Source organism: Azospirillum argentinense (assembly GCF_000632475.1).
GTDB classification, from domain to species: Bacteria; Pseudomonadota; Alphaproteobacteria; order Azospirillales; family Azospirillaceae; genus Azospirillum; species Azospirillum baldaniorum.
Genome location: NZ_CP007793.1, coordinates 1,202,633 through 1,216,564, shown reverse-complemented (window position 1 = coordinate 1,216,564; position 13,932 = coordinate 1,202,633). Strand labels below are relative to the sequence as shown.

Below are 13,932 nucleotides of genomic sequence, written 5' to 3'. Positions count from 1 at the left end.
GCAGTATTCCGCCCCGGCCCGGCAAAGGCAACGGTCACGGCGGAGGCGGTCACAGCGTTCGCAGCAGAACCACCACCAGGGTCAGATAGACGGCGGCCTTCGCCGCGGTGCTGAGGCGCGCCACGCTCCACAGCGCCACGCCGGGGCGGCGGAACAGGGCGACCAGCGCCATCCCCGCGCCGAACCCGCCGAGATGGGCTGCCCAGGCCACATCGCCCAGACTGGAACCCGGAGCCGGCGGCATCAGCGTCATCGCCACGTTGATCGCCAGGAAACTGCCCACCACGAAGGAGGCGGGAACCCGCGGCCCCGGCGTCACGCCGAGCGTCGCCTGCGGGTGCAGCAGCAGAAAGGCCCCCATCACCCCGCAGATCCCCCCGCTCGCCCCGACCAGCGGTGCCATGGGATCGACGGCTAACGCTCCCTCCACCATGGCCCCCGACGCCGCGCAGAGCAGAAAGAACAGCAGGTAGCGCAGGCTGCCCATCGCCAGCTCGACCGCACCGCCGAAGGCCCAGAGCGCCAGCATGTTGCTGACCAGATGCACGATGTCGCTGTGGATCAGGACATGGCCGAACAGGCCGCGCCCCACCGCCCAGGTCGGTAGCGGCCCAGCCGTCTCCACCGTTCCGAAGAAATAGGCGGGAACGAAGGCGAGGGATTCCGGTGGCAGGCCCAGCACGAAGGCCAGCGTGCAGGCCATGACGATGCCCTGGTTGACGTAGGGAATCCTTCTGGCAGCGCGCACCGCTCCCCCTTCGCCGATGACCGAAGCCTTGGCGGCCCGGCCTTCATCCTTGCTCGATATGGGGGCTCTTGCGCCGATGACCAGCGCCCGAAAGCGGCTCGCAAGCAGGTTGGAAGGTCGGACCTATCAGTAATTCCACTCCCACTTGACGCCGACGCGGGTGTCGGAATCGGCGCCGACATCCGCCTGGGCCTTGATGTTCTTCGTGATGTCGACCTCGACGGTGGCGCGGCTCTGGTTCGCGCCAATGCCTTGCTCCACGCCGACATAGACGCGGTCGCTGACGTAGCGCCCGGCCTCCACCGCCCCGCCCTTGCCGTCGGCACCACCGGTGAATTCCAGCCGGTCGACACCGAGGCCGCGGCGCAGGTTGCCGAGCAGGCCGGGCCCTCCGCCGCCGAAGCCGGCCAGAGTCGCCGCGGACTGCGCAAGCTGGACCGCCTCCACCGCGTTCAGGTTGCCGACCGATTTCCCGAACAGCACCGCGGACAGCACCTCATCCTGCGGCAAGCCTTGCGGGGAGGTCAGCTCCAGCTTCGGCTGGCCGGCGGTGCCAGTGACCAGAACCTGGGCGGTCACATCGTTGGCGGTGGCCTCGGCCAGGAAGTCCAGCCGCGGGTCGATGGTGGGACCGCCGTCGAATTCGATGATGCCGCGCTTGAAGACGAAGGTCTTGGCGAGAAGGTCCAACTCGCCCTTCAGCATGTTCAGCCGGCCGCTGACCAGCGGCTGGCTGGAGGTGCCGGTGACGGCGAGTTGGCCGGCGAACTCCGCCTCCAGCCCACGGCCCCGGACGAAGATCTGGTTCTGCGCGTTGATCGTCAGGTCGAGGATCATCGCGAAGGCCGGCTCAGGCGCCGCCGCCTGCCCATTGCCCGCCTGCCCGTTCTTCAGGCTGACCGGCTGCGCCTTGCGGCCCTTGCCAACCTCGACGACCTTCAGGTCCACCACGTTGGGCGGGGTCTGGTTGGGAATCTGGATCTCGGCCCGCTCGATCCGCACAGGACCGGCCAGCCGCGGATTCAGGAAGCTGCCGGTCAGGGTCAGGTTGGTGCCGAGGGTGACCGCCGCCAGATCGTTCTGCACCAGCCGCGCCCGGTCGGCCTGGATGACGAGGTCGAGCTGCTGCTGCAGGTCCACGGCGGCGGGGCGGATCACGCCGCGGGCGCTGATCTCGCCGCCGTTGGTGGTCCGTCCGCGGAAGCTCTGGATGGTGAAGACGTCGCCGTCGCCGACGATACGGGCGTCGATGTTGCTGATGATGGCGCCGCTCGCCCGGTTCTCGTAGCGCCCGTTGGCCAGCGTCACCGTGCCGCCCAGCCGCGGGGCCGCCACGGTGCCGTCGACGCTGACGTCCAGCCGCAGCGTGCCGCGCGCCCGGTCGCCGCTCGCCGCCAGCAGGTCGTTGGCGAGCGAGGCGTCGATGGCGCCGCGCAGCGCCGCCTCCAGACGGCCGCGCTCCGGCACCGAGAAGGCCAGCGTGTCCGGGTTCATCGCCAGCGGCGCGGCGGCGGTCAGGGTCACCCGGCCGGCGTTGTTGCTGGTGGCGACGTCGCCGTCCACCGACAGGCGGGCCTCCCTCCAGCGAGCGTTGACGGTGGCGTTCAGGCCCGGCACGCCGGCCTGGGTGGTCTGCTGCGCCTTCAGGTTGGCGACGCGCAGCGTGGCGTCGGCCTGCGGGCGGCGGACGGTGCCACCGAGGGTCGCCTGCGCGTTCAGCGTGCCGTCCAGCCGGAGGGTCGGATTCGCCAGCCGGGCCAGCGCCATCGGCACGCGGTCGAGCCGCAGCTCGCCCGACAGTCGTTCCCCGTTCAGTCCGAGATCGGCGGCGAGCTGGGCGTTGCCGCTGACCAGCCGCAGGCCGGACACCTCATAGCGCCGCTCGCCCAGGGCGATGGCGGCGGGCTGGGTCAGCCGGAAGGATTCACCGCTGTAGCGCCCCTGGAGCCGGTCCAGCCGGATGCGGTTCAGCGCGCCGCTCTGGGTGAACTCCCCGGCCAGTTCGAGCCCCAGCGGGTCGCTTCCGGCCCCCGCCGCCTCCGCCCGGAAGGCCGCCTTGGCGAGCGAACCGTCCACGCTGGCCGTCACCCGGGACAGGTCGTTGCCGGCGGCGGCCCCATCCTGAAGCTCCACACGCGCCTTGCCGCTGGCGTTGCCCAGCGCGTCGGCGACATCGGCGTTGGCGGTCAGGCGGCGGGCGGCGAACAGCGGACCGCCCTCGCCTTCCACGCGGAGGTTGGTGGCGTTGGCGGTCAGGTTGGCCGCCTGCTTGCCGTTCGGCGCGTCGAGCGCGACGGTGAAGCCCGCCGCTCCGGTCAGTGGCACGCCGGCCAGCTCCGACAGCGCCTGAAGCTGCGGCAGGGTGCCGTCGAGCTTGCCGGTCGCCGTCATGACGTCGAGCGCCACGCGCACCGCCCCGGTGATCCGGTTCGGCCCGTTCGCCAGCGCGAGGTCGCTGATCCGCAACACCTGCCCATCCAGCGCGTAGGCGGCGTCGGCGGTCAGCCCGGCGCCGGCCAGTTCCGTGCGGGCCGACACACGCCCCTGCGGGGCGGCCGGCAGGTTCTCCGCGGTGGCGTTCAGCCGCGTGTCGCCGAAGCGGCGCCCCTGCACGGCGAGGTTCCGCGCGTGCAGCGCCGCTTCCGCCACCAGCGCGTCCAGCGGACCTCTCGCCGTCGCGTCGAGCGTCAGGATGCCGGCCATCTCCGTTCCGGCGGCGGTGCCCACCGGGGCGAGGTCGGCGATCTCCAGCCGGGTCTTGGCGTCCACCGCCCCGTCCACCAGGGCCGCATCACCCGTCAGCCGTCCATTGCGGCCATCCACCGTCAGGTCGGTGAGGCGCATGGCGCCGCCCGGCTCCATCACCGCCTGCGCGCCCAGGCTGACGTCGCGGCCAAGCACGCCGTCGGCGGGCGTTCCGGTTTGCAGACCACGCAGCGCGCCGCTGAGACCAGCCGTCAGCGTGCCGTCCTCCTGCCGGCGCACCGGCCCGGCCAGGGCCAGCGACCCGGCCAGCGGTTGCCCGGCGAGGGCGGAGAGACGCGACAAGTCGTCGGCGTTCAGCGACACCGTCACATCGGCGGTCTGGCCCCAGCCGGTCACGCTGCCCTGCGCCCCGGCGCTGGCCGCCGCGGTGGTCAGGGTCAACCCCTCGATCCCCACCGCCCCGGTGTCGGCGTTGATCAGCGCCCGCCCGTCCAGCCGCACCTCCGGCCCGGCCACCGAGGCCAGGGCGGGATCGTCGGCGGCGAGGTCGTGGATCAGCCCCTCCACCACCACGGTCAGCGCGTCCAGCGTGCCCTGAGCGGTGCCCGACACGGTGCCTTCCCGCCAGGCGATGCCGGGGGCGAAACCATGGAGGGTGGAGTCCGGCCCGGCCTGGACCTCGTAGCGCAGGTCGAGGCTGCGGCGGTCGGCGCCGACACGCCCCGAGAGATTGGCCGTGGCGGCGGCGGTCTCGACGGCCACCGGCTGCAGGGTCAGGGCGCCGTCCGGAGCGACCACCACGGTGCCTTTCAGCGCCGGCTGCGGCCCGGCCAGCGGCGCGATGTCGGGGCCGAGCAGGGACGCCACGTCGCCGCTCGCCGCGATGGAGACGGCGTGCCCTTCCGGCACCGCCTTGATCGTGGCGTCGGCGGCCAGCCGGGCGGCGTTCTCCGCCGCCGCGGTGAAGGTGCCCTTCCAGTCGTCCAGCGAGCCCTGCCCGTCCAGCGATGCGTTGACCGGCGGTGCGCCGGGGATGTTCAGCGCGGTGGCGATCAGCCCGCCCGCCGGCTCCGACGCCTTCAGATTCAGGTCGAGCCGCTTGTCGTCGGGATTGAAGGCGACGTCGAGCGCCACCGTGCCCGGCTGCTCGCCCAACCGGTCCACGTTCAGATGCGCTTCGAGCGACGACCCTCCGGAGGCGAGGTCCAGCGAACCGTCGATCTTCAGCCGCGCCTCCTGCCCGATCAGCGGCTCCGCCAGGACCAACTCGGCGATGGCCAGCTTGTCCACGGCGACGCCCACCGGCAGGCTGGGCAGCAGCGAGGTCGGCCCCTGGTCGGGCGGCGGCTCCGGCCCTTCGGTGGGCAACGGCGCCCGCACCACGACGACGCGCTGCGCCTCGATGGCGTCGGCCTTGGCCCGCCCGGTCAGCAACGCGGTCGGGGCGAGGTTGACCCGCAGATCCTCCAGCCGCAGCCACACGCCCTCGCGGTCGGCGACGGTGACGTCCGAAATCGTGAAGTTGATGGGGACCGCGCCGCCGATGGTGCCGATCCGGACCTGAAGGTCGGGGCCGTTCACCGCCTTCTCAATGGTCTGGGCGATCCAGCGCCGCACCGCGTTGGCTGGACCCCAGCCGCCCCCTTCGGTGTCGGCCGCGCGGGCGGCCTCCGTCAGGACCGCCCCGGTCAGGACGGCGAAGGCCAGAAGAAGGACGATCAGACGACGCAGACCCGACACCACGCACCCCGTTGCGGCATTCCCCGAATGGTATAACGGGAAAGAGCATGGGCGATCCCGATCCAAGTGGCAAAAATGCGACCCGGCCCGGCATCACCGGTTGAAAGGACGAATCAGAAGGCCTGACCCAGACTGAGATAGAGCTGCCACTTCGCATCGCCGGAATCGGCGTTCAGCGGGAAGGCAACGTCGGCCCGCAGCGGCCCGAAATCGGTGTAGTAGCGGGCGCCGATGCCCGCACCGACCTTCAACGGTTCCTTGAAGTCCGGGAAGGCGCTGTCGAAGACGGTGCCGGCATCGACGAAGGGCACGATGCCGACGGTCTCGGTCACCCTGACGCGCAATTCCAAACCGGCTTCGAACAGCGAGCGCCCCCCGGTCGGGTCGCCGTAGATGTCGCGCGGTCCGGCCTTCTGGAAGCCATAGCCGCGCACCGACCCGCCGCCGCCCGCGTAGAAGCGATGGTCCGGCGGAACCTGGTCCAGCGACGCCCCCACCGTGCTGCCGACGCCGATGCGCGCCGCCGCGACGTAGCGCCCGTCGTCGGACAGATCGCGGTAAGCCGACGCGTTGATCTGGAAGCTGGTGAAGATCGACTCCGTATCCCCGGCGTAGGGGAACCAGGGGGTGGCGAGCAGCGAGGCTCGGTAGCCCCTGGACGGGTTCAGCAGATTGTCCGAACCGTCCCAGGCGATGCCCAGCGGCACGCCGATGAAGCCGGTCTGGTACTCCCGCAGGTTGTTGCGGACTCGCCCCCGCTCTCCAGACACGCCGTAAGAGATCTTGAGCTGGTCGGTCACCTGCCGCTCCAGCGAGGCCGAGCCGATGGTGGCGACCCGGTCGTAGGCCGGCGGCTGCTCCGACGCGACCTGGAAATCCAGGATCAGCGACTGGCGCGGCGCCAGGAAGTCGGGCTTGCGGAAGTTGGCGGACAGGCGGATATCCGGGAGGTCCAGGCTGCCGCGCGGCCCCTGCCCGGCACCGTTGTCGCCGCCGATTCGCCCGACCTCGACGCCCAGCCGCAGCCGCTCCGCCCCGCCGAACAGGTTGCGGTGGCCCCAATAGGCCGAGCCGCCCACGCCATCCTCCGACGAGTAGAAGGCGCTGGCCCCGATGAAGCGGTGCAGCTTCTCGGCCAGGGTCACGTCCACCGGCGTGACGCCGCCCGGCCCCGGCTCCTCGGCCAGCCGCACCCGCACCGTGTCGAACACGTCGAGCTGGGCGATCTGCTGGCGCGCCCGGTCGACCTTGGCCGGGCTGTAGATGTCGCCCTGCTTCCAGGGCAGGCGCCCGCGGATCAGCCCCTCGTCGACGCTGGCCAGCCCGTCGATCTTCGTGTCGCCGAACATCACCAGCGGGCCGGGATCGACCGAGTAGGTGACGTCCATGCTGTGGTCGTCGTGGTCCACCACCACCCGCCGCTCGGCGACGGTGGCGAAGGGGTGGCCGCGGTCGGTCATCCGGCGCAGCAGCGCGGACTGCGCGTCCACCACCTGCGGCGCGCGCGCCCGCTCCCCCACCGGCAGGCCGATGTCGCCGGGGGTCACGTCGCCGCCCGGCAGCGGCGCGCCGTCAGTGGAGGCAATGGTGATGGTCTTGAAGCGGTAAGGCGTGCCGGGCGTCACCGCCACGGTTACCTTGGCCGGCGTCCGGGCCGCGTCCACCCGAATGTCCAGCACGGCGTCGTAGAAGCCGGCGGAGCGCAGCGCCGTCTGCAGACGGTCCCGGTCGCTGTCGGCCCGCCGCTCCAGCCCCAGCACCGACGGCGGAGGGTCGTCCTTCAGGCTGACCAGCGAGGAGCTGTCGCGCAGCAGGTCGCGCAGCTCGTCGTCCTCCAGCCCGGTGAACTCCACCTCGTAGGGGATCTGTGGGCCAGGGGCGTTGGGAGTGGGGTCATCCTGCCCGGAATCGTCCTGCGCCGCTGGAGGCGGAGCCGCGTCCGGCACGGGGTCCTGCGCGCGCAACGGGTCGCCCGGCACGGCGACGAGCGCGCTGGACAGGAGAATGACGGCGAGGCGGGAAGCGGAAACGCGGCTGGTCATCACCGGACCATGTGGGATTCCGAGACGCAGACGCCAATGATTCGGTCGCCTTGGCGCAAGGAAATTCCGCATAGGCGCTTTGGGCGAGTTTCCCCCACCACGCCGCTTGCGTTATGAAGCCGGATCATTATATTGCGTCGCAACAGTTTCCCCGGCAGAGCCCCCCGATCGATCTCGGAGGGTTTTTTTGTTGTGCGCGGCCGACGTGCCGCGGTGTCGGGGCGGCATTGCGCAACGGAAGCCCCAGAGCGGATTTAAGAGTCCCCGACACATGAATCTTCGTAACGTCGCCATCATCGCGCACGTCGACCACGGCAAGACGACCCTGGTCGATCAGCTCCTCAAGCAGGCCGGTTCGTTCCGCGAGAACCAGCAGGTCGCCGAACGCGCCATGGACTCCAACGACCTGGAGCGCGAGCGCGGCATCACCATCCTGGCCAAGTGCACGTCGGTTCTGTGGAACGACCTGCGCATCAACATCGTGGACACCCCCGGCCACGCCGATTTCGGCGGCGAGGTCGAGCGCATTCTCTCCATGGTGGACGGCGTGGTCCTGCTCTGCGACGCCGCCGAAGGGCCGCTGCCGCAGACCAAGTTCGTGCTGGGCAAGGCGCTGAAGCTGGGCCTGCGCCCGATCGTCGTCATCAACAAGGTGGACCGTCCCGACGGCCGTCCGCACGAGGTGCATGACGAGGTGTTCGACCTCTTCGCCTCGCTCGACGCCTCGAACGAGCAGCTCGACTTCCCGACCCTGTTCGCCTCGGGCCGCAACGGCTGGGCGACCACGGACCTGGAGAACGGCGCCCGCGAGACGCTGACCCCGCTGTTCGAGCTGATCCGCGATCACGTCCCGCCGCCCAAGGTGGAAGAGGACCTGCCCTTCGCCATGCTGGCGACCACGCTGGAGGCGAACCCCTATCTGGGCCGCATCCTGACCGGCCGCATCCAGACCGGCAGCGTCAAGGTCAACATGGCCATCAAGTCGCTGAGCCGCGACGGCAAGCTGATCGAGAACGCCCGTATCAGCAAGGTGCTGGCCTTCCGCGGCCTTGAGCGCGTTCCGGTGGACGAGGCGCACGCCGGCGACATCGTCGCCCTGGCCGGCCTGACCACCACCACCGTGGCCGACACCATCTGCGCGCCGGAAGTGGCCGAGCCGCTGGCCGCCCAGCCGATCGACCCGCCCACCCTGGCGATGACCTTCTCGGTCAACGACAGCCCGCTGGCCGGCCGCGAGGGCGACAAAGTCACCAGCCGCATGATCCGCGACCGCCTGATGCGCGAGGCCGAAGGCAACGTCGCCCTGCGCGTCAGCGACACCGAGGGCGGCGACGCCTTCGAGGTGGCAGGCCGCGGCGAACTGCAGCTTGGCATCCTGATCGAGACGATGCGCCGCGAGGGTTATGAGCTGGCCATCAGCCGTCCGCGCGTGCTGTTCAAGACCGACCCGCTGAACGGCCAGCGCCTGGAGCCGATCGAGGAAGTCGTCGTCGACGTGGACGAGGAGTTCTCCGGCACCGTCGTTCAGAAGATGGCGGAGCGCAAGGCGGACCTCATCGAGATGCGTCCGTCGGGCGGCAACAAGACCCGCATCGTCTTCCACGCGCCGTCGCGCGGCCTGATCGGTTACCAGGGCGAGTTCCTGACCGACACCCGCGGCACCGGCATCATGAACCGGCTGTTCCACGGCTACGCCCCCTACAAGGGCACGATCGCCGGCCGGCGCACCGGCGTGCTGATCTCCAACGCCGACGGCACCGCGGTCGCCTACGCGCTGTGGAACCTGGAGGATCGCGGCCCGATGCTGATCGATCCGGGCGTTCCGGTCTATCAGGGCATGATCATCGGTGAGCACACCCGCGGCAACGACCTTGAGGTCAACGTCATCAAGGGCAAGCAGCTCACCAACATCCGCACCACCAGCAAGGACGAGGCGGTCCGCCTGACCCCGCCGATCCAGATGACGCTGGAGCGCGCCCTGTCCTACATCGGCGACGACGAGCTGGTCGAGGTGACGCCGAAGTCCATCCGCCTGCGCAAGCGCTACCTCGACCCGAACGAGCGCAAGCGTCACGCCCGCGCCGCCGAAGCCAGCTGAGGCTGACGGGCAAGGCATTGTTGAGATCGCGGGAGGGCTTCGGCCCTCCCGCTTTTTTTATGGCCCGTTTTCTTTTCAGCGGCGGTGACCGCGGTTACCCTCCCGGAAACACATCCGGAGGGACCAATGTCAGGGCGCGAACACCAGTACGGCACGACGGTGACCTGGACCGGCAACCAGGGAACCGGAACCTCGGGCTACAAGGCGTACAGCCGCGATCTTGAGATCACCACGCCCGGCAAGCCGCCGATCCCCGGCTCGTCCGACCCGGCCTTCCGCGGCGATCCCGCGCGCTACAACCCCGAAGACATGCTCGTGGCCTCGCTCTCGGCCTGCCACATGCTGTGGTACCTGCATCTGTGCGCCGTGAACGGCGTCAGCGTGACCGCCTACACGGACGATGCCGGCGGAACGATGGCCGAGGAGGCGCACGGCGGGGGCCGCTTCACCGACGTCGTCCTGCGCCCCCAGGTCACCCTCGCCCCCGGCAGCGATTCCGCCAAGGCCGTGGCCCTGCACCACGAGGCCCATGAGAAATGCTTCATCGCCAATTCGGTGAATTTCCCGGTGCGGGTCGAGGCGCGGATCACCGTTGAGTGACAAAGAAAAATGAATGACAAAGAAAAACCCCCTTCCGGATGGAAGGGGGCGATTCCTAGTCCCGCAAGCTCTTCTTCTTGATGTCGGGCTTCTCGCCCAATTCGTCGAACTTCTCCTGGACCGGCTTGTCGGGGTCGCCCGAGGCCTGCCCGGTTTCCTCGATGAGCTTGTCCTCGATCCGCTGTGCGGCGTCGGACGGGGCATCGTCCTTGCGATGCCCCCGCTCCTCCGTGCCCATCACTTGTCGCCTTTGAGGATGTCCTTCACCTTGCCGACGACCTTGTCCAGCTTGCCCTCGGCCTTGTCGGCGCGGCCCTCGTCCTTCAGATCCCGGTTGCCGGTCAGGTCGCCGGCCTGCTTCTTGACTTCGCCCTTCAGCTCCTTGCCGGCACCCGTGATGCGATCGGTGTTCATGGTGCCCTCTCCTTTGATCGTTGAATGTTTCAGCGACCGTAAACAGGGCCGCAGGAGAAACGTCACGCCTTCGCTTGGTCGCAAAAGGAGAGGGTACCGTCGCGTTCGGCTTTGTCTGGCCTCACTTTTGGCCCAACTCCTCCCCGATCTTTCGGGTAAGGCTGTCCCGCTCCTCCGGGCTGTAGCGCTCCGCGAAGCCCGACCCCCAAACCGGCCCCGGCCACGCCGGGTCCGTCCTGGAGCGGGCGATGACGTGGATATGAAGCTGCGGAACCAGATTGCCCAGGGCCCCGACGTTGATCTTGTCCGGGCTGAACAGGGTTTCCAGCGCTCGCGAGGCCTGGGCGATCTCGTCCACCAGCCGGTGCTGGTCCTCTCGGGACAGCTGGTGGATCTCCGTCAAGCCATGCCGGGCGGGAACCAGGATCAGCCAGGGCCACACCCGGTTGTCCATCAAAAGGACACGGCACAGCGGCCATTCGGCGATCGGGGCGGTATCGGCCTGCAAACGGTCGTGGAGATGGAACATCGTCATGGGGTCCCGTGTCTTCCCTGTGCTGACTTCCCTTCGGCCCGTAAGGATTTCCTTGCGGTGTCCGGGGAAGAAAACGCCCATCCGGCACGTTCGTCCAGTGGGGATTGCTGCGGCTGCAGGTCTGGGCACCGGCGCGTCGGAGTGGGACTGGTTGCGGGACTAGGAAAAATGTATAAACTGCCGCACGATCTTTATTCGGTCCGGTGATGTTCTGGTCGGAGGCGTTCGGTCTTTCGGCTTATACGGATCGCGCGGCGGATTGAGGCGTGTCCTGCAACCAGGGTGGTGGGTACGGGTGTTCGGTCCGAAGGCGGTGTCGGGGCGGCGAGTCCCCCTGCGTGCCGATCCGGTTGAACCCCTTCGCTGAAGTGAAAGATGCCCGGCCGGGGCGGACAAAGCCAGGACGGCCGGCAGACGTTTGGGACAAAGAAAGACGGTCATGCGCAAGTCGGCGATCGCGGCTCTTCTTCTCGTGATCCTGGGCAACATCGGAGTCTGGGCGCTGTGGAACCGCCCGGTCGCCGAACGGTCCTGGGGCGGCGCCATCAGCGGCGTCGGCTACACGCCCTTCCACCCGGACAAGAGCCCGTCCAAGGGCGACAAGGCCTCGGCGGAAGACATCGAGAAGGACATGAAGGCCCTGGAGGGGTCGGTCAAGGGCGTGCGCATCTACTCCACCACCGACGGGTCGGAGCAGACGGCGCCCATCGCCCGCAAGTACGGGATTCCGATCACCGCGGGCGCCTGGATCGCCGGCAAGCCGGAGATCGACGAGCCGGAGATCAACGGGCTGATCAAGCTGGCGCGCGACAACAACAACGTCCGCCGCGTCCTGGTCGGCAACGAGGCGATCCTGCGCGCCGACGTCACCGTCCCGCAGGCCATCGAATACATCAAGCGCGTGAAGAAGAAGGTCAATGTCCCGGTCTCCACCGCGGAGCCGTGGCACGTCTGGCTGGAGCATCCGGAACTGGCCGACGCCGTGGACTTCCTGGCCGTCCACCTGCTGCCCTACTGGGAAGGCGTGCCCGCCGACCAGTCGGTCGATTACGCCATGTTCCGCTACAACGAGCTGAAGACCAAGTTTCCGAACAAGCACATCCTGATCTCGGAAATCGGCTGGCCGGCCGACGGCCCGTGGCGCCGCGGCGCCGAGGCGAGCCAGGTCAACCAGGCCAAGTTCATCCGCACCTTCCTGAACGTCGCGGCGCAGAACAAGCTCGACTACTTCATCATGGAGGCCTTCGACCAGCCCTGGAAGCGGGAGATCGAAGGCACCGCCGGCACCAGCTGGGGCCTGTGGGACGCGTGGCGCAAGCCGAAGTTCCCGATGATCGGCGAGGTGACGGAGCTGCGGAACTGGCCGCTGCTCTGCGGCATCTCCATCGCGGTGGGCTTCCTGCCGCTCGTCTTCTTCTTGTGGCGCCGCGGCGGCGACCTGAAGTTCGGCGGACAGGTCTTCTACGGCGCGATGATCCAGGGCGTGTCGTCGGTGCTGGTCTTCACCTTCACCGCGGCCAGCGTCGCCGGCCTCGCCACCACCACGGAAATCGCCTGGGGCATCCTGGTCTTCTGCCAGCTCGTCCTGCTCGCCGTCATGCTGATCGACGGGCTCGAACTGACGGAGGTCGTCTGGCAGGACCGCTTCAAGCGCAAGTTCCAGCCTTGCTCGGCCGCCCCCCTGCCCAACGCGCCGAAGGTGTCCATCCATGTGCCCTGCTACAACGAGCCGCCGCACATGGTCATGGAGACGCTGGACGCGCTGGCCCGGCTGGACTACCCGAACTACGAAGTCCTGCTGCTCGACAACAACACCAAGGACCCGGCGGTGTGGCGCCCGGTCGAGGAGTACTGTCGCAAGCTGGGGCCGAAGTTCCGCTTCTTCCACCTGGACAACTGGCCGGGCTTCAAGGCCGGCGCGCTGAACTTCGGGCTGGCCCAGACGGCGCCGGACGCCCAGCACATCGCCGTCATCGACAGCGACTATCAGGTCCATCCCGACTGGCTGAAGGCGACCATCCCGCATTTCGACCGGCCGGAGGTCGGCTTCGTGCAGTCCCCGCAGGACTACCGGGACTGGAGCCACGACCTGTTCCAGCGGATGATCAACTGGGAATACGCCGGCTTCTTCCATATCGGCATGATCCAGCGCAACGAGCGCAACGCGATCATCCAGCACGGCACCATGACCATCATCCGCAAGTCGGCGCTGGAGGAGGTCGGACGCTGGGGCGAGTGGTGCATCACCGAGGACGCCGACCTTGGCCTGCGCCTGTTCGAGCACAAGTACGAGGCCGTCTACATGCCGGAGAGCTACGGCAAGGGCCTCGTCCCCGACAGCTTCTCCGCCTACAAGACGCAGCGCTTCCGCTGGGCCTACGGCGCCGTTCAGATCCTCAAGCACCACTGGCGCGATCTGCTGCCGGGCGGCACGCGCCTGACCGCCGGGCAGAAGTACCACTTCGTCACCGGCTGGCTGCCCTGGTTCGCCGACGCCGCCCACATGATCTTCGGCATCGCCGGCATCATCTGGTCGCTCGGCCTGCTGGCCTTCCCGAAGTATTTCGAGTTCCCGCCCAGCGTCTTCATGATCCCGACGCTCAGCGTCTTTGCCTTCAAGGTCGGCGCTTCGCTTTGGCTGTACGAGGCGCGCGTGAAGTGCGGCTTCTGGGACAAGGTGGGGGCGGCCATCGCCGGCATGGCGCTGACCCACACGGTGGGTCGCGCCATGTGGCTGGGCATGCTCACCTCCGGGCGCCCCTTCGTCCGCACGCCGAAGTGCGAGAACCAGCCGGCGCTGATGCAGGCCTTCCTGATGGCGCGGGAGGAGATCGCACTGCTGCTGGGCCTGTGGGGCGCCGCGTTGGCCATCGTGGTGGTGTTCGGTCACGAGAACCGCGACGCCTTCATGTGGTCGGGCCTGCTGGTCGTGCAGTCGCTGCCCTACCTGTCGGCCTTCATCACCGCCCTGATCAACGCCTTCCCCAACATCGGGCTGGGCAAGCAACGGCCGGAGCCCACGGAAGCCGCCAAGGCCGGGGCGGACTGA

General features: G+C 69.0%; 9 protein-coding genes. 3 read left to right on the top strand and 6 right to left on the bottom strand.

The window, feature by feature from the left end:
- Window positions 1-49: 49 nt before the first annotated feature.
- From ABAZ39_RS05700 to ABAZ39_RS05690, 3 genes are all read right to left on the bottom strand, one after another.
- Window positions 50-748, bottom strand: coding sequence for a rhomboid family intramembrane serine protease (locus tag ABAZ39_RS05700; RefSeq protein WP_051657825.1), 699 nt, complete (start codon window positions 746-748; stop codon window positions 50-52).
- A 126-nt stretch (window positions 749-874) separates the two neighbouring features.
- Window positions 875-5,194, bottom strand: coding sequence for a translocation/assembly module TamB domain-containing protein (locus ABAZ39_RS05695; protein WP_038530814.1), 4,320 nt, complete (start codon window positions 5,192-5,194; stop codon window positions 875-877).
- Window positions 5,195-5,307: 113 nt separating this feature from the next.
- The gene (locus tag ABAZ39_RS05690; protein WP_247881633.1) at window positions 5,308-7,236 is read right to left on the bottom strand and encodes an autotransporter assembly complex protein TamA; all 1,929 of its coding nucleotides are present in this window, start codon (window positions 7,234-7,236) and stop codon (window positions 5,308-5,310) included.
- A gap of 271 nt (window positions 7,237-7,507) precedes the next feature.
- Here ABAZ39_RS05690 and typA point away from each other — a divergent pair, with 271 nt between their 5' ends.
- Entirely contained in the window at window positions 7,508-9,334 is a 1,827-nt protein-coding gene (typA, locus tag ABAZ39_RS05685) for a translational GTPase TypA (protein ID WP_014240708.1), read from the top strand.
- Between the two features lie 126 nt (window positions 9,335-9,460).
- Window positions 9,461-9,934, top strand: a complete 474-nt coding sequence (locus ABAZ39_RS05680; protein WP_038527594.1) for an OsmC family protein — start codon at window positions 9,461-9,463, stop codon at window positions 9,932-9,934.
- A 55-nt stretch (window positions 9,935-9,989) separates the two neighbouring features.
- Here the strand turns inward: ABAZ39_RS05680 and ABAZ39_RS05675 are convergent, their stop codons facing one another.
- From ABAZ39_RS05675 to ABAZ39_RS05670, 3 genes are all read right to left on the bottom strand, one after another.
- Entirely contained in the window at window positions 9,990-10,172 is a 183-nt protein-coding gene (locus tag ABAZ39_RS05675) for a hypothetical protein (RefSeq protein WP_038527592.1), read from the bottom strand.
- Window positions 10,172-10,348: a CsbD family protein gene (locus ABAZ39_RS33895; protein WP_014240705.1), complete on the bottom strand. Its 177-nt coding sequence runs from the start codon at window positions 10,346-10,348 to the stop codon at window positions 10,172-10,174. Before ABAZ39_RS33895 ends, ABAZ39_RS05675 begins: the two co-directional genes overlap by 1 nt.
- A gap of 121 nt (window positions 10,349-10,469) precedes the next feature.
- The gene (locus ABAZ39_RS05670; protein ID WP_081862896.1) at window positions 10,470-10,883 is read right to left on the bottom strand and encodes an HIT family protein; all 414 of its coding nucleotides are present in this window, start codon (window positions 10,881-10,883) and stop codon (window positions 10,470-10,472) included.
- A gap of 439 nt (window positions 10,884-11,322) precedes the next feature.
- Between ABAZ39_RS05670 and ABAZ39_RS05665 the strand changes: the two genes are divergently transcribed.
- On the top strand, window positions 11,323-13,932 hold the full coding sequence (locus ABAZ39_RS05665; protein WP_038527590.1) for a glycosyltransferase family 2 protein: 2,610 nt from the start codon (window positions 11,323-11,325) through the stop codon (window positions 13,930-13,932).

Excerpts from the sequence above, each read along its gene's own strand:
- ABAZ39_RS33895 (WP_014240705.1), bottom strand. The coding sequence starts at position 10,348 with ATGAACACCGATCGCATCACGGGTGCCGGCAAGGAGCTGAAGGGCGAA.
- typA (WP_014240708.1), top strand. The coding sequence starts at position 7,508 with ATGAATCTTCGTAACGTCGCCATCATCGCGCACGTCGACCACGGCAAG.
- ABAZ39_RS05675 (WP_038527592.1), bottom strand. The coding sequence starts at position 10,172 with ATGGGCACGGAGGAGCGGGGGCATCGCAAGGACGATGCCCCGTCCGAC.
- ABAZ39_RS05665 (WP_038527590.1), top strand. The coding sequence starts at position 11,323 with ATGCGCAAGTCGGCGATCGCGGCTCTTCTTCTCGTGATCCTGGGCAAC.
- ABAZ39_RS05690 (WP_247881633.1), bottom strand. The coding sequence starts at position 7,236 with ATGACCAGCCGCGTTTCCGCTTCCCGCCTCGCCGTCATTCTCCTGTCC.
- ABAZ39_RS05670 (WP_081862896.1), bottom strand. The coding sequence starts at position 10,883 with ATGACGATGTTCCATCTCCACGACCGTTTGCAGGCCGATACCGCCCCG.
- ABAZ39_RS05680 (WP_038527594.1), top strand. The coding sequence starts at position 9,461 with ATGTCAGGGCGCGAACACCAGTACGGCACGACGGTGACCTGGACCGGC.